Raw genomic sequence first — 14,908 nt, 5'->3', positions numbered from 1 at the left:
TCAGCGGATTCCATCAGGGACAGGGGTATCTACCTCAGACAAAGTCCGGATGTATGGCTGCAATCTCTACCTCCTCACCATCACTACCTTGGGGGCTTGGCAAATAGGGGCGACCATGTATGAGATAGGTTCTAGTCAGCGGCTGCGCCCGAATCCGGTGGCGTGCTCTCAGCGCTACCATGGGTTTCACCCCCCTCACCGGTATGATCCGATGTTTTCCTGTTCGGCTCGCCGCTCGCGGATTGCCGGCGCAGACGGGTCGCTTCCGGTAACAGCGGATCGTCGTCGTCCATGAGTATGCGGTTGGCAGGTCCTTCCAGATCGTCGTACTGACCGCTCCGTGCCGCCCACACCAGAATGCCGAAGATGGCGAGACCCGCCAGGAGCATGCCGGGAATCAGTCCGTAGATCACTTCCACGTTATTCAGGTTTCCTTTGCTGGCTCACCGTGAGCCACGGCCCCCCGTCCGCGAAACAGGGTGCGTATCCTGGCGGCGTTGCCCACTACGACAAGTGAGCTGATGGGCATTGCGATCGCTGCGAACAAGGGTGTGACCTGTGCCGCCATGGCCAACGGTATCAACAACAGATTGTAAGCCAACGACAGACCGATATTCTGATGGATGGTGCGCAAGGTCCGTCGCGCCAGGGCCAGGGCGAGCGGGATTTGATCGAGATGGTTTCCCATCAGCACGATATCGGCGCTTTCAGCGGAGATATCGGTGCCCGAGGCGAGCGCGATCCCTACATCGGCGCTGACCAGCGCCGGGGCATCGTTGACGCCATCACCGATCATCGCGACTCGGGCACCGGTGCTGCGCAGGGTGGCGATATGATTGGCTTTGTCCCCGGGTAGTACCTCCGCAACCACCTCGATGCCGCCCAGTTTGCGGGCGATGGTTTGCGCAACCGGAAGGCGATCACCGGTGAGCAGCGATACCCTGAGGCCCTGGTTGCGCAGCGCAGCAACCACTTCCGGTGCTTCGGGACGCAGCGAGTCGGCCAACGCGAGCACCCCCACCACTGCTGAATCCAGTGCGCAATAGACGCAGGTATGGCCTTCTGCCTCAAAGGCGGCGGCCGCCGCCTTCAAGGGGGTATCCGGTGCCAGCCCGAGACTCGTCATCCAGGCCAGGTTGCCAACTGCAATGCGCCGATCAGCAACCGTTCCCGTGACACCAAGTCCCGGGCTTTGATGGAAATCGCCAACCTCCAGGCGTGGCGCGTCAGCCTTGGCCTCGGCGTAACGCACCAGCGCTTGTCCGATGGCGTGCTCCGACAAGCGCTCGACTGCCGCCAGCTCTGCCAGGGGCGCGGGTGCGTGCAGCCAGCGCGTGGCAACGACATTGAGCTGCCCCTTGGTCACGGTGCCGGTTTTGTCGAGCACCAGATGATCGACACGCGAGAGTGACTCCAGCGCCTCACCACTCTTGACGAGAATCCCGTAACGGGCGCCCAGCCCTGAGGCGACCACGACCGCCATGGGTGTGGCGAGGCCAAATGCGCAGGGGCAGGTGATGATCAGCACGGCGGTCGCCGCGAGCAGCGCCGTGTCGAAGTCCACGCGCACCCAAAAGAGAAAGGTCAGCGTGGCCAATCCCAGGGTGGCGGCAACGAACCACGGTACGATGCGATCCGCGGTGCACTGGATGGGAGCGCGCGAGACCTGGGCGTCTTCCACCAGCCGGATGATGCGTCCCAGGGCCGAGTCACGAAGCAGGTGTTCGGCACGGACGTGCAACGCGCCCGAGAGGTTGAGAGTGCCTGCGGTGACGCTGTCGTTGGGGCCTTTGGCGATGGGAAGCGATTCGCCGGTCAGCATGGCCTCGTTGACCGTGCTGTTCCCGTTGATAACAGCCCCGTCGACAGGGATGGTCTCACCCGGGCGCACCAGCACGCGGTCGCCCGCCTTCACGGCGCGAATGGCCACCCGCTCTTCGCGACCGTCGCGCACCACGGTTGCCACCTTGGGCTGCAGGTCCGCCAGCCGCTGCGATGAGGCGACGGCTTTCTGCCGCGCCAGCGCCTCGAGGTATCGCCCCACCAGGATGACGAACAGGAAATTGACCACCGTATCGAAATAGACCTCGGCGCGCGGATTGGCACCGAGCATGACGTAGACCGAGTAGCCGTAGGTGACGCTTGCGCCCAGCGCGATGGGGAGATCCATGGCGAGATGACGGTTGAGTAACCCACGCCACGCGCCACGGAGAAAAGGCCATCCCGAGTAGAACAACGTTGGCGTGGCCAGTGCGAAACCCACCCAATGGAAGAGGCTGCGAAACTCCCCCTCGTCAGCCCCGGAGTAGAGTGCCACCGACACCCACAGCAGATTCATCATCGTGAAGCCGGCGAAGGCCAATCGATAGAGCAGTGCACGGTTGCGGCGCCGCAGCGCCCCTTCGGCGGATTCGGGGTCGAAGGGGACTGCTGCATACCCGATCTTTGCCAACCGCTCCAATACTTGCGAAAGGCGGATGACGCGATTGTCCCAGCGCAGATGCAGCCGCCGTTCCGCTAAATTGACGTTGGCCGCGACGATACCGGGAAGCCGCTCCAGCGCACGCTCGATCAACCACACGCAGGCGGCACAATGGATGCCTTCGACCAGCAGGTGGATACCGCGCACCGCGCCCAGGTTGTCGACAAACTCCTCCTGGATCGCATCGATATCGTAGTGGGCGAGTTCCTGGCCGGACTCGGGAGGCCGGGCCTGCAGTCCTTCGGGCGGCGTGCGCGCGTAGAAACCTTCCAAACCCGATGCGTGGATCGCCTGACAGACTGACTGGCAGCCGGGACAGCAGAATGCCCGCTCGTTACCGGCGATCAACGTATGGTGCGGATTGCCCGGGGGGATGGGTAAACCACAGTGAAAGCAGCACTTCGGCGCTACGCTATCGATTGCCGCCGCGGCGGCTGGCGATGTAACCGAAGGGGTCATCGGTACCGGTTAGGCGAACGCCCTCAACGCCCGGTGACGTTGACACGTCGTCCCACGTGATACTCCTCCTCACCGCGGCGGATGGTCACCACCACATCCCAGATACCCTTCAAGGGGAAGGAGGCATCGGTGACGAAGCGCCCCGCGCCCTCCTGGTGCATCGGCTCACGGAAGTCGGCGGATTTATCCGCCGGGCGGTAAGCCTGAAAGGTGACTGTATCCGCCTTGATCGGCACACCGGCAAGATCCACCCCAACCAGGCGGAAAGTCGCCGGCACCTGCGCATGGAGCGTTTCGGGCACGTTGATGACCAACGTCTGCTCGGCGTTTTTGGCCCGCCGCGAGAGGATGGTCTGTTCGAGTGTGCGCCCGGCCGAGTAGTACTCGTCGGTTACCAGACCCGGGTTGGTGGAGACCGAGAGCATAACCATGATCCCGTTGGCGATGATGACCATGATCACGAGTCCCAACCAGCCCAGGACCCAGGGATTGCGCCACGGAGAGTTTGATGTCGGCATAGGGTCTTTCCTCTAACGCCGCGGTCCGACGAAAACACTTTCGCGAGTGCTGCGGATCCGCGGGTCCTCGAGTGCTTGAATAGAGAAGGTGATCGACTCCGACTCGCTGGTCAATTGATCGCCCGGCATCCGCACAAAGACCGTCGCCGGTGTCACGCGTCCGGCCCGCGCGGTAATCGGCTCCACCTCACCCAAAACCAGCCCCTCGGGTCCGCTGGCGCTGACCGTCACCGCAATATCGGCAGAGGTCTTGTTCAGCACCTTCAGGGTGTAGCGGTTCTGTATGGAGCCGTCGCTCTGCAATACGAACAGCGGTTGACGTTCGCGCAGCACTTTGAGTTCGACTGGTGCGATGGTGGCTAATCCAATCACGATGCCGATCAATGCCGTCAGCATGATCGCGCTGTAAACCCACACCCGACCCCGCTTGAACAACGGCTTGACCGGCTTGCCCTGGAGTTCCTCCAGCGAAGCGTAGCGGATCAGTCCGCGTGGTTTGCCGACTTTGTCCATGACGGCATCGCAGGCATCGAGGCAGAGCGCGCAGGTGATACAGCCCTCCTGTTGTCCGTGGCGGATATCGATCCCGGTAGGGCAGACGGCCACGCACTGCTTGCAGTCGATACAATCGCCGGAATCAGCGTCGGCGGGGCCTTTCTTTAGTCGGCCGCGCGGCTCTCCGCGATGATAATCGTAGGTAGGCAGTACCGTTTGCGAGTCGTACATCACGCCCTGCAGGCGGGCGTAGGGGCAAAGCCAGAAACAGGTCTGCTCGCGCATCCATCCGGCCAGCACGTAGGTTCCTGCTGCGAACAGACCGATGGAGCTCCATGCGACAGGGTGAGCCTGCAGACTGGCCAATCCTGCCCACAGCGCGTAAGCGTCCGTGAACCAGGCAACGAAGCTGATGCCGGTGAGTATCGCAATGACCAGCCATAGCGTGTGCTTGACACCTTTGATGGCGGCCTTGTGGATGGTTAGCGGCGCCTTCTCCAGAGCGCGTCGTTTCTGCGGACCGCCCTCCAGCTTCTCTTCAATCCAGGTGTAGACATCGGTCCACACCGTTTGAAAGCAGAAATAGCCGCACCAGACACGACCGGCCAACGCGGTTGTGACCGCCAGGAGGATGGCGAAGAACAACAGCAGTAGCGACAGCATCCAGAAGTCCTGCGGCAACACGGTCAAACCGAAGATATGAAACTGGCGCTCGGGGATGTCGAACAGGACCGCCTGGCGATCGCCCCAGCGCAAGTAGGGCCCCAGGAAATAGATCAGCCAGAAGGAGTGAGTGATCCATTTGAAGGTGCGCCAGCGGCCATTCACACGCTTGGCGTGAATCGTTTCGCCACCGGTATTGACGTGCCAATAGACCGCCTCTTCGTAAAGATCGTCGACGGCGGTGGCGTCCACCGCAGGTCGTTGTTCATTCAATGTGGATGCTCCCGCATTGCCGGTTTGCCGATACTCGGCATCGGTGGGTGCTGATTGTAACTTAGCGTCCATAGTGCGGCTGACCCGTTTCGTTACTGTTTACCGCCCAAAGCCGGAGCCTGGGTGCCATCCCCTCACTGAAAATCGGCAAGCAAAACCAAAAAAAGGGGGATTGTGTATCCCCCTTCTCCCTGTTCCAAGCGCTGCCGTTGTTATTGTTTGTGGCTGGCCGCGTCGCGCTCCATCAGCGCCTTTATCTTGAACCCCAGGTACACGACGATGATGACGGCGCCTACCACGGTTCCTATGGAACCCCACAATACCCAATCTGAATTCATGACTATTCCTCCTTCCGATCATTGCACCGATAGAGTCGGTGCAATCCCCTGTGGTGTCGTCTGCGCGTCTACGATCTCCGGCTATTTGCCTCCGCCGAACTTGTGGACGTGGACCGCCAGCTTCTTGATCGCGGTCTCATCGAGGCGATCCTTGAATGCGGGCATCACCGCTTCGCGCGTTTGCGGATTGGAAGGATCGTTGACGCCGTACAGAATGGTGTGCCTCGCACTCTCCACTCCAGCGGGACCAAAGCGCCAGATCGCGTCGGTCAGGTTGGCTGACCCTAAGACGTCCATACCTTTGCCATCGGGGCCGTGACATGCCAGGCAACCCTTGGTCAAAAACAGCGGCGATGATGCGGGCTCCCCTTTGGCGATGGCACTGGCCAGCTCGTTGACTTCGGCATCGCTGAGCTGCATGCCTCCCATGGCCGGCATGATACTTTGACGACCGTTGGTGATCGATTCCTCGATCTTCTCGATCGTACCACCGAAGAGCCAATCATCATCGGCCAGTACCGGGAAACCGGGATTACCCTGCCCGCCGTTGCCGTGGCAGGCCGCGCAGTTTTCACCGAACAGCACCTTGGCAGAGGCTATGGTGTAGGCGGAGAGGCCGGGATCGGCGAGAATTTCGGCGGCGCTCTTACCTTTGAGCTGATCTTCGAAAGGTGCGCGGATCCGCTCCACCTTGGCCAGGCCCTCTTTGTATTCTTTGATCGAGGTCCAGCCGAGCAGGCCCTGGGTGTAACCCTTCTCACCCATTCCCGTGGGCCACATGGGGTAGAAGACGCCGTAGATAACGCAGGCGGCGATACTGATCCAGAAGAAGATCATCCACCAGCGCGGCGGCGGGTTGGTCAACTCGCGCAGCGTGCCGTCCCAGATGTGCCCGGTGTTATTTTCGCCCGGGAAAGGATTGTTCTCACTCATCGTGATTCTCCGTTATCTATGCGGTCGTCATCCCGAAGCGGGATGTCACGGTGCGATTCCAGCCGTTCCCTGTTCTTGGGACGGAACACGTAGAAATAGAGCCCTGCAAAGAGAATGAACACCGCAACAGTCAGGATCAGACCTACCCAATCGGCCGCCGTCAGCGCACTCCAGTCCGTGTAAAAGTACTCCTTGAGGCTACTCACGGTAGTCCACGCCTTCCTGGAACTTCACCATGGTGCCCAGCACCTGCAGGTAGGCTACCAATGCGTCCATCTCGGTCTTGCCCTCCACCGCTTGAGCGCCCTGGGCGATATCGTCGTCGGTGTAGGGAACGCCCAGGGTGCGCATGGCCGCCATGCTCGCCTGGATACGGTCGACATCGACCGCGGCGTCATCCAGCCAGGGGTAGTTGGGCATCACCGATTCGGGGACCATCGAGCGCGGCGCGCGCAGATGCTTGCGATGCCAGTCATCGGAGTATTTCCCGCCACCCCGTGCCAGATCCGGCCCGGTGCGTTTGGAACCCCACTGGAACGGGTGGTCGTAGATAGACTCGCTGGCGAGCGAGTAGTGACCGTAGCGCTCCTTCTCGTCACGGAACGGGCGCACCATCTGCGAGTGGCATAGGTAACAGCCTTCGCGCTGGTAAATATCGCGTCCGGCAAGTTCCAGTGCTTTGTAGGGGCGCACGCCGTCGCCGGGTTTCCAGTCGTTCAGTGTCTGCCCTGCCTGGCGCTGCCACACCACCTCGGGGTGCCGGTTGTGCTCGAAGGTGTCGTCGAGTACGAACAGCGGCACGATCTCGACGATACCGGCGATCGAGAGCACGATCGCCAGCATGCCGATCAGGCCCCAGATATTGCGCTCCAGCTTGTCCTGGAGTTTGGTGGAATAGATTTTCTCAGCCATTGTCCCAATCTCCTGTTAAACGCTGGCGGGCGCGGTACGAGCCTGCTGCAGGCTGCCCTCCGCACTGGCTTTGCGGATGGTCATATAGATGTTGTAGAGCATGATCAGCACGCCGGAGAGGAAGACCAGGCCGCCTACAGCGCGCATGGCGTAATAGGGGTGCATCGCCTCGACACTCTCGGCGAAGGTGTAGGCCAAGGTGCCGTACTCGTCGTAGGCGCGCCACATCAGCCCCTGCATGATGCCTGAGACCCACATGGCGACGATGTAGATCACGGTGCCGATGGTGGCGGTCCAGAAGTGGATATTGACCAGCCGCTCGGAGTAGATACTGGTGCCCCATAGACGGCCCAACAGGTGATAGATGGCGCCGAGACCGACCATGGCCACCCAGCCCAGTGCGCCCGAGTGCACGTGCCCGATGGTCCAGTCGGTGTAGTGCGAGAGCGCGTTCACCGTCTTGGTCGACATCACCGGGCCCTCGAAGGTGGACATGGCGTAGAAGGCCAGCGAGACAACCAAAAAGCGCAGGGTGTAGTCGGTGCGTAACTTATCCCAGGCGCCCGACAGCGTCATCATGCCGTTCACCGCGCCGCCCCAGGAGGGGATGATCATGGCCATGGAGATTACCGAGCCCAGTGACCCGGTCCAATCCGGCAGTGCGGTGTATTGCAGGTGGTGCGCACCCAGCCACACGTAACCGAACATCAGCGCCCAGAAGTGCAGCACCGAGAGGCGATAGGAGAATATCGGACGGTTGGCCTGCTTGGGCACGAAGTAGTACATGATGCCGAGGAATCCCGCGGTCAGGTAAAAGCCCACCGCATTGTGACCCCACCACCACTGGATCATCGCATCCTGCACCCCGGCGAAGATGGAGTAGGATTTGGTCAGCGAGACCGGAATAACCAGGCTGTTCACCACATGCAGGTAAACGATCATCAGCATCATGCCGAGGAAGAACCAGTTCGAGACGTAGATGTGCGAGGTCTTGCGGTTGGCGATGGTCATGATGAAGTTGAAGGTGTAGGAGAGCCACACCACGGCAATGAGGATGTCGATGGGCCACTCCAGTTCCGCGTACTCCTTGGATTGGGTAATGCCCAGCGGCAGGGTGATCACCGCCAGCACGATGACCAGGTTCCAGCCCCAGAAGGTGAACCAGGCCATCTTGCTGCTCCATAGCGGCACACCGCAGGTGCGTTGCACCGTGTAGAATGCCGTCCCCATCAGCGCGCAACCGCCGAAGGCAAAGACCACCGCGTTGGTATGCAGGGGGCGCAGACGGCCAAAGCTCAATTCCGGAATGTCGAAATTGAGGAAGGGCCAGGCGAGCTCCGATGCGATGTAGACTCCGACGAGACCGCCTACCGCGAGGTAGACCACGGCCATCACCGAGAACCATCGCACCACCTCGAAGTGATACTGCGGTTGTGCCTGTTCTTGTGCCACGGTGTTTGCTCCTTGAATGGTTTGCTGACCGTTCGTTGCGCTAGGGAAGAACAACACGAAACTGGTTTGCCCACGGGCGAGGCCAAAAGCGTTTCAGACAGCAGGCTTGGAGGACTAAGGCCCCGATCTATCACGGGTCAAGGGCGAACGACCTCCCCCATCGGCGCATGGCGGTAACCATAAGTTGCGCTGCAGCAATCGGTAATTGACCCACATCAACTGAAACGCAAATTACCCCTCTCCCAATTGGGGTAATTACAGAGTAGATTCATGGGAAATCAAGGGCCCGCGTTCGGGTGATTCGTTAATCGGTTCAAAAGTGCGCACGAGCCGGCGAGGGGACTTTGGGAGATCCGGCCAACTCGCGCAGGCGGGGCAGGTCCCGCAGTTGGATGTGTTTGCGTCGCGCGCTGATCAATCCCTCGTTGTCAAAACGGGTAAAGACGCGGCTGACGGTCTCCACCGCCATGCCGAGAAAGTTGCCGATATCGTGACGCGACATACTGAGATGGAAATCTGTAGGAGAGAAACCGCGGTTCGCGAAGCGATCCGAAAGGCTCAGCAGCAGCGCGGCCAGGCGCTCCTCTGCGCTTTTCTTGCTGATCAGCATGGTGAGTGTCTGGCCGTGCATCACCTCCTGGCTGGTGAGCAGAATCAACTGCTGCAACAGCGCGGGGACATCGGCGCTGATCTCCTGCAGGCGGTCATAGGGGATTTCACAGACGCTGCTGGTCTCGAGGGCGACCGCGTCGGTCGTGTTGTAGCCCATGGCGATGCCTTCCATGCCGATCATTTCACCAGGCAGATGGAAGCCGGTTACCTGTTCTTCACCTTTGTCGGTGGTGGCATAGGTCTTGATGCTGCCGGCTTTGACGCAAAATATTGACCGGAAGGGTTCGCCAGAGCGGTAGAGAAACTCACCGCGCGAGATGGGGCGGCGGCGCTCGATGATGGTGTCCAGCCGCGTTTGCTCATGAGATGGCAGGTTGACCGGTTCGCAGACGCCTCGCAGGGAGCAGCGCTGACATGCGACCGTCAGCTTGACCACATTGCTGTTAGTTGCGCTAGCCACAGTCGATCTTTCACCTCATTAGTTGACAGAAAACCTGTGTCGCATTGCATCAGATTTTTTGACTTGGATCAATCTGCTCAGCGGGTTAGGGAAACACTGGCTGCAGATGAAAACCCTTGGGGGGCAGCGTCAGGGTGCTATAGACCTGACTTCCCTGGCCCATTATGATGGGTTTTTCTGGTCCGGGTGAAAGGTGTTCTCGGATACCCCCCGGACCCGCTAAATAAAGAATTTGCAGAAAGCCCTGACAGAGTCCCCGTTGTGGAAACCAAAGATCCCGCAGGTAGTATCGCCCGCCGGGCCGAGATTCGGCGCGAAACCCTGGAAACACAGATCCAGGTAACCCTGAATCTGGACGGATCGGGGCTGAGCGAGTTCGCAACCGGAATGCCCTTCCTTGATCACATGCTCGATCAGATAGCGCGGCACGGCCTCTTTGATCTCAAAGTCGTGGCCCAGGGCGATCTGCATATCGATGGGCACCACACGGTTGAAGATATCGGCATCACGCTGGGCCAGGCATTGGCGCGGGCCGTGGGTGATAAAAAGGGTATCCGTCGCTACGGTCACGCTTATGTGCCGCTGGATGAAGCGCTCAGTCGGGTGGTTGTCGATCTTTCCGGACGCCCGGGATTGCGATATGTCGCCCGTTTTCCGCGCGCCCGCATCGGTGAGTTCGAGACCGATCTGATCCAGGAGTTTTTCCAGGGTTTTGTGAACCACGCCGCAGTGACGTTGCATATCGAAAATTTGGTCGGGGCCAACAGCCACCATATCGCCGAGACTCTGTTCAAGGCGTTCGGGCGGGCGTTGCGTGTTGCGCTAGAGCAGGATCCTCGCATGTCGGGCCAGTTACCCTCCACGAAGGGCAGTCTCTGAGGGGCTCAGCCATTTACATCCGTTAACCCAGCCTCACAAGCCTTTTACACTGGAATCACCACATGAGCACCGTTGCGGTCATCGACTACGGTATGGGTAACCTTCACTCCATGGCGAAGGCGTTGGAGCATGTCTGTCCGGACCACGTGCGGATCGAGGTGACCAATGATCGCGATACAATTCTGGCCGCCGAGCGAATCGTCTTTCCGGGACAGGGCGCGGCACGTGATTGTATGCACGAGATCCATGAGCAGGGTCTGGGACCCGTCATTCTCGAGGCGGCGCGCAACAAGCCCTTCTTCGGGGTCTGCATGGGCATGCAGGTATTGTTGGCGCACAGCGAGGAGGGCGGTGGTACGGATTGCCTCGGTTTCTACCCGGGTGACGTGCGCTTTTTTGGACGTGGTCACTTCGATGCACGCACCAAAGAGCGACTCAAAATCCCGCAAATGGGATGGAATACCGTGCGACAGACTCAGCACCACCCGCTATGGGAGGCAATCCCCAACGACAGCTGGTTCTATTTTGTGCACAGTTACTACGTTGACCCGGACGATTCGGCGTTAGTTGCCGGTACCACCGATTACACTCGCCTCTATCCTTCAGCCTTGGCGGGTGGCAATGTGTTTGCGGTGCAGTTTCACCCCGAAAAGAGCCAGCGGGCGGGGCTGCAGTTATTGACCAATTTCCTGCGTTGGGATGGAAAAGCCTCTTAAGGGGGGGACGATGCTCATCATACCGGCCATAGACCTGAAGGAAGGCAAATGCGTGCGACTGCGGCAGGGTCGTATGGAGGATGAAACGGTCTTTGCCGATGATCCGGTGGCGGTCGCCGAGCGCTGGGTGGATGCGGGGGCCCGGCGCTTGCACATCGTCGATCTGGATGGCGCGTTTGCCGGCAAACCGCGCAATGCCGAGGTGATCCATCGCATTGCCGAACGGCATCCCGATCTGCCGATCCAGGTGGGTGGCGGCATCCGCGATGAAGACACCATTCAGGCCTATCTGGATGCGGGTGTGTCGTACGTTATCATCGGCACGAAGGCGGTGAGCACCCCGCACTTCATTTCCGACGCCTGCGTGGAGTTTCCGGGCCATATCATCGTCGGCCTCGACGCCAAGGATGGCAAATTGGCTGTCGACGGCTGGTCGAAACTCTCCAAGCACGACCTTTTGGATCTGGCGCAGCAATTTGAGCACGAGGGTGTCTCGGCCATCGTCTACACCGACATCAGTCGCGATGGCATGATGAGCGGCCTCAACATCGACGCCACGGTCGAACTCGCACGCTCGATACGTATTCCTGTCATCGCCTCAGGCGGAATTACCAGCCTCGATGACATCCGCGCCCTGTGCGCCGTTGAGGAAGAGGGGATCATGGGTGCCATCACCGGGCGAGCGCTCTACGAGGGAACGTTGGATCTGAGCGAAGGACAAGCGCTGGCCGATGAGTTGTGCAAGGAGGACGAAGGGTAGGCGAGACCTGTTTGCGCCGCACCGGAAGTTTACAGAGATATGGCACTAGCAAAGCGCATCATTCCTTGCCTCGATGTTGACGCCGGCCGTGTGGTCAAAGGCGTCAAATTCGTCGAGATCCGCGATGCCGGTGACCCGGTGGAAGTCGCGCGTCGCTATGATGCCGAGGGTGCCGACGAGATCACCTTTCTCGATATCACCGCCAGTTCCGATGAGCGCGAAACCATGGTGCATGTGGTCGAGCAGGTGGCCGGCGAGGTGTTCATTCCGTTGACCGTCGGTGGCGGTATTCGTAGCGCGGAGGATGTTCGGCGTTTGCTGAATGCGGGTGCGGACAAGGTCACCATCAATACCGCCGCTGTGTTCGATCCGGAATTCGTCAGGAAGGCCGCGGCGCGGTTCGGCTCACAATGCATCGTGGTTGCCATCGACGCCAAACAGGTAGACACGGGCGAGAAGCCGCGGTGGGAAATCTTCACCCATGGCGGACGCAAACCGACCGGCATCGATGCCGTGGAGTGGGCGGTGCGGATGGCCGACTACGGTGCCGGCGAACTGCTGCTTACCAGCATGGATCGCGATGGCACCAAGATTGGCTTCGATCTACCCTTGACACGTGCGATCAGCGACGCGGTGGATGTCCCGGTGATCGCCTCGGGGGGGGTGGGAAACCTCGATCATCTGGTCGAAGGTGTATTGGAGGGGCATGCTGATGCGGTGTTGGCGGCAAGCATCTTCCACTTTTCCGAACACACGATCGAGCAGGCCAAGCGTCACATGGCAGCGGCGGGTATCCAGGTGCGGTTATGACTAACGACCCCCCCATGGCGGATATCCTGGAAAAACTGGCCGAGGTGCTCGAGCAGCGTAAGGGTGCCGATCCCGGAAGTTCCTACGTCGCCAAACTCTACGACCAGGGACTCGACGCCATTCTCAAGAAGATTGGTGAAGAGGCCACGGAAACGGTCCTGGCCGCTAAAGATGGAGATCGGGTAGCGATCGTTTATGAAACGGCCGATTTGTGGTTTCATAGCTTGGTTATGCTTGCCCATCTGGGTGTCGGGCCCGCGGAGGTGCTTGCCGAGCTGGAGCGCCGCATGGGTTTGTCCGGGCTGGTGGAGAAGGCACGGCGCAGTTCCGACGAAAGCGGCTGAGTTCGCGCCCTTGGTCGGGTCGCGGAGCAGCGCAAACGAATCACGGGTCGCAATCTCTCTTAAGGTGATTGCGGCATAAGTTTTGGTTTTCAAAGTGGAGAGGCTTCAATAATGGGCGGCATCAGTATTTGGCAGTTACTCATCGTTCTGGTAATCGTGCTGTTGTTATTTGGCACCAAGAAGCTGCGCAATCTGGGCGGTGACCTGGGTTCCTCCATCAAGAGCTTCCGTAAAGCGGTCAAAGAGGGCGAGGAAGCCAGCAAGGAGAACGACGCGGAAAAGCTGGAACAGACCGAAGACACTGCCGAAGAAACGGTGGAGTCAAAAGACAAGGATCGCGCCTGATTCTTCGCACTGGGGCGGTGGCGATGCCCACCGCGCCGGTCGGTTAGCCAGCGGAATTTCACACGATGTTCGATGTCGGCTTTTGGGAGCTTTCCCTCATTTTTATAGTGGCGCTGATTGTACTCGGCCCGGAGCGCCTGCCGCGTGCGGCGCGCACCGTGGGTCTGTGGGCGGGCAAGGCGCGCCAGGTGCTCTCCTCGGTCAAGGCCGATATTGACCGTGAACTCAAAGCCGAAGAGCTCAAAGCGATGATGGACAAACGTGCCGACATGCCCGAGTTGCAGGACTTTGTTCAAGAGACCAGCAAGACCATCGACTTTGACGGTGATCCCGGGCCCGAAAAGGGGCTGGACGAGGCGCCATCGTCGGAAACCGAAACAACCGCCAAGCCCAAATCCGCTTCCGATCCGATCGAATGAGCAAGAAGTCAACGCCGCCGGAGAAAGAACCGGAAACCGAGCAACCTTTCCTCTCCCACCTGGTGGAGCTGCGTGATCGTTTGATGCGTGCGCTGATCGGCGTTTTCATCGTCTTTATCGGCGTTTACCCTTTCGCCAACGAGATCTACACGTTCGTCGCGGGCCCGCTGCTCCGACATCTGCCCGAAGGCAGCACCATGATCGCCATCGACGTGGCGACCCCGTTTCTAACGCCGTTCAAGCTCGCCATGGTGGGGGCGATCTTCATCACCATGCCGTGGATTCTTTACCAGATGTGGTCTTTCGTGGCGCCTGGCCTCTATCTCCACGAAAAACGTCTGATTGTGCCGTTGCTGGCAACCAGCTCGGTTCTGTTCTACCTCGGCATCGCGTTCGCATACTTTGTCGTCTTCCCGCTGGTTTTTGCGTTCATGACCAGCGTGGCGCCGGTGGGCGTCGAGATGATGACCGATATCAACCGCTATCTCGACTTTGTGCTCACCATTTTCTTCGCGTTCGGCGTGGCCTTCGAGGTTCCCATCGCCACCATCGTGCTGGTGTGGACGGGCGCAACGACCCGCAAAAGCCTGTTGGCCAAGCGACCCTACATCATTGTCGGTGCCTTCGTGATCGGGATGCTGCTGACGCCGCCCGATGTTATCTCGCAGACCTTGCTGGCATTGCCCATGTGGGTGCTGTTCGAACTGGGTGTGCTGTTCGCGCGCTTCTACGAACCCAAGGAGGCCGATGACGCGAGTGAGGAAGAGCCCGATGACGACCTTTCACCGGATGCGGTAGTCGATACCGGCGTGGTGGAGGATCTCGATGCAGCCAACCATCCCCGAAATCGTAAGGATTTGGCCGAGGAGTTGGCGCGTGCCGAGGGCCGCGAGCCGACCGCGGAAGATGAAAAACGCTACACTCAGGTGGGCATCGAAGATGAGCTGAACGAACTCGGAGACATGGGCAGTGATGCTGCGGATGTCAAAAAGGGCCCCACGGAAGAGGGCAATCGTTAGTCGTTGCTCCACCGGGCTG

17 protein-coding genes are annotated in these 14,908 nt (G+C 59.9%); 8 read left to right on the top strand and 9 right to left on the bottom strand.

All coding sequences use genetic code 11. From position 1 onward, the window contains the following. Positions 1–131: 131 nt before the first annotated feature. From ccoS to DWQ09_14495, 9 genes are all read right to left on the bottom strand, one after another. Positions 132–419 carry a cbb3-type cytochrome oxidase assembly protein CcoS gene (gene ccoS / locus DWQ09_14535; GenBank protein ID KAA3627081.1) on the bottom strand — a complete coding sequence of 96 codons (288 nt, stop codon included), beginning with the start codon at positions 417–419 and terminating at the stop codon, positions 132–134. A 5-nt stretch (positions 420–424) separates the two neighbouring features. After that, complete coding sequence (locus tag DWQ09_14530; GenBank protein KAA3627080.1) at positions 425–2,941, bottom strand: heavy metal translocating P-type ATPase; 2,517 nt, start codon at positions 2,939–2,941, stop codon at positions 425–427. A 23-nt stretch (positions 2,942–2,964) separates the two neighbouring features. After that, positions 2,965–3,459, bottom strand: a complete 495-nt coding sequence (locus DWQ09_14525; GenBank protein KAA3627079.1) for a nitrogen fixation protein FixH — start codon at positions 3,457–3,459, stop codon at positions 2,965–2,967. Between the two features lie 12 nt (positions 3,460–3,471). Continuing rightward, on the bottom strand, positions 3,472–4,962 hold the full coding sequence (gene ccoG / locus DWQ09_14520; GenBank protein ID KAA3627078.1) for a cytochrome c oxidase accessory protein CcoG: 1,491 nt from the start codon (positions 4,960–4,962) through the stop codon (positions 3,472–3,474). 347 nt (positions 4,963–5,309) lie between these two features. After that, positions 5,310–6,161: a cytochrome-c oxidase, cbb3-type subunit III gene (gene ccoP, locus DWQ09_14515; protein KAA3627077.1), complete on the bottom strand. Its 852-nt coding sequence runs from the start codon at positions 6,159–6,161 to the stop codon at positions 5,310–5,312. Then, a complete protein-coding gene (locus DWQ09_14510; protein KAA3627076.1) occupies positions 6,158–6,367 on the bottom strand; it encodes a cbb3-type cytochrome c oxidase subunit 3 in 210 nt (69 codons plus the stop codon). The genes ccoP and DWQ09_14510 overlap by 4 nt, the downstream gene beginning before the upstream one ends. After that, the gene (gene ccoO, locus DWQ09_14505; protein KAA3627075.1) at positions 6,360–7,073 is read right to left on the bottom strand and encodes a cytochrome-c oxidase, cbb3-type subunit II; all 714 of its coding nucleotides are present in this window, start codon (positions 7,071–7,073) and stop codon (positions 6,360–6,362) included. Before ccoO ends, DWQ09_14510 begins: the two co-directional genes overlap by 8 nt. A 15-nt stretch (positions 7,074–7,088) precedes the next feature. Continuing rightward, positions 7,089–8,465, bottom strand: coding sequence for a cytochrome-c oxidase, cbb3-type subunit I (gene ccoN / locus DWQ09_14500; GenBank protein KAA3627088.1), 1,377 nt, complete (start codon positions 8,463–8,465; stop codon positions 7,089–7,091). A gap of 373 nt (positions 8,466–8,838) precedes the next feature. Continuing rightward, positions 8,839–9,597, bottom strand: coding sequence for a fumarate/nitrate reduction transcriptional regulator Fnr (locus DWQ09_14495; protein KAA3627074.1), 759 nt, complete (start codon positions 9,595–9,597; stop codon positions 8,839–8,841). Positions 9,598–9,885: 288 nt separating this feature from the next. Between DWQ09_14495 and DWQ09_14490 the strand changes: the two genes are divergently transcribed. The 8 genes from DWQ09_14490 (at position 9,886) to tatC (ending at position 14,889) form a co-directional block, all read left to right on the top strand. Next, a complete protein-coding gene (locus DWQ09_14490) occupies positions 9,886–10,476 on the top strand; it encodes an imidazoleglycerol-phosphate dehydratase HisB (protein ID KAA3627087.1) in 591 nt (196 codons plus the stop codon). A 62-nt stretch (positions 10,477–10,538) separates the two neighbouring features. Continuing rightward, positions 10,539–11,192 (top strand): imidazole glycerol phosphate synthase subunit HisH, encoded by a 654-nt coding sequence (locus DWQ09_14485; protein ID KAA3627073.1) that lies wholly within the window; start codon positions 10,539–10,541, stop codon positions 11,190–11,192. 10 nt (positions 11,193–11,202) lie between these two features. Then, positions 11,203–11,952 carry a 1-(5-phosphoribosyl)-5-[(5-phosphoribosylamino)methylideneamino]imidazole-4-carboxamide isomerase gene (gene hisA, locus DWQ09_14480; GenBank protein ID KAA3627072.1) on the top strand — a complete coding sequence of 250 codons (750 nt, stop codon included), beginning with the start codon at positions 11,203–11,205 and terminating at the stop codon, positions 11,950–11,952. 39 nt (positions 11,953–11,991) lie between these two features. Beyond that, positions 11,992–12,762: an imidazole glycerol phosphate synthase subunit HisF gene (locus DWQ09_14475; protein ID KAA3627071.1), complete on the top strand. Its 771-nt coding sequence runs from the start codon at positions 11,992–11,994 to the stop codon at positions 12,760–12,762. A gap of 14 nt (positions 12,763–12,776) precedes the next feature. Continuing rightward, positions 12,777–13,106, top strand: a complete 330-nt coding sequence (locus DWQ09_14470; GenBank protein ID KAA3627070.1) for a phosphoribosyl-ATP diphosphatase — start codon at positions 12,777–12,779, stop codon at positions 13,104–13,106. 111 nt (positions 13,107–13,217) lie between these two features. Then, entirely contained in the window at positions 13,218–13,451 is a 234-nt protein-coding gene (locus DWQ09_14465; GenBank protein KAA3627069.1) for a Sec-independent protein translocase subunit TatA, read from the top strand. 65 nt (positions 13,452–13,516) lie between these two features. Further along, on the top strand, positions 13,517–13,870 hold the full coding sequence (gene tatB / locus DWQ09_14460) for a twin-arginine translocase subunit TatB (protein ID KAA3627068.1): 354 nt from the start codon (positions 13,517–13,519) through the stop codon (positions 13,868–13,870). After that, entirely contained in the window at positions 13,867–14,889 is a 1,023-nt protein-coding gene (gene tatC / locus DWQ09_14455) for a twin-arginine translocase subunit TatC (protein KAA3627067.1), read from the top strand. Before tatB ends, tatC begins: the two co-directional genes overlap by 4 nt. Positions 14,890–14,908: the final 19 nt, after the last annotated feature.

Source organism: Pseudomonadota bacterium, assembly GCA_008501635.1.
In the GTDB taxonomy this organism is placed as follows: Bacteria; Pseudomonadota; Gammaproteobacteria; order QQUJ01; family QQUJ01; genus QQUJ01.
The sequence above is the reverse complement of the archived record's forward strand: the minus strand, read 5'-3'. Positions and strand labels throughout refer to the sequence as shown.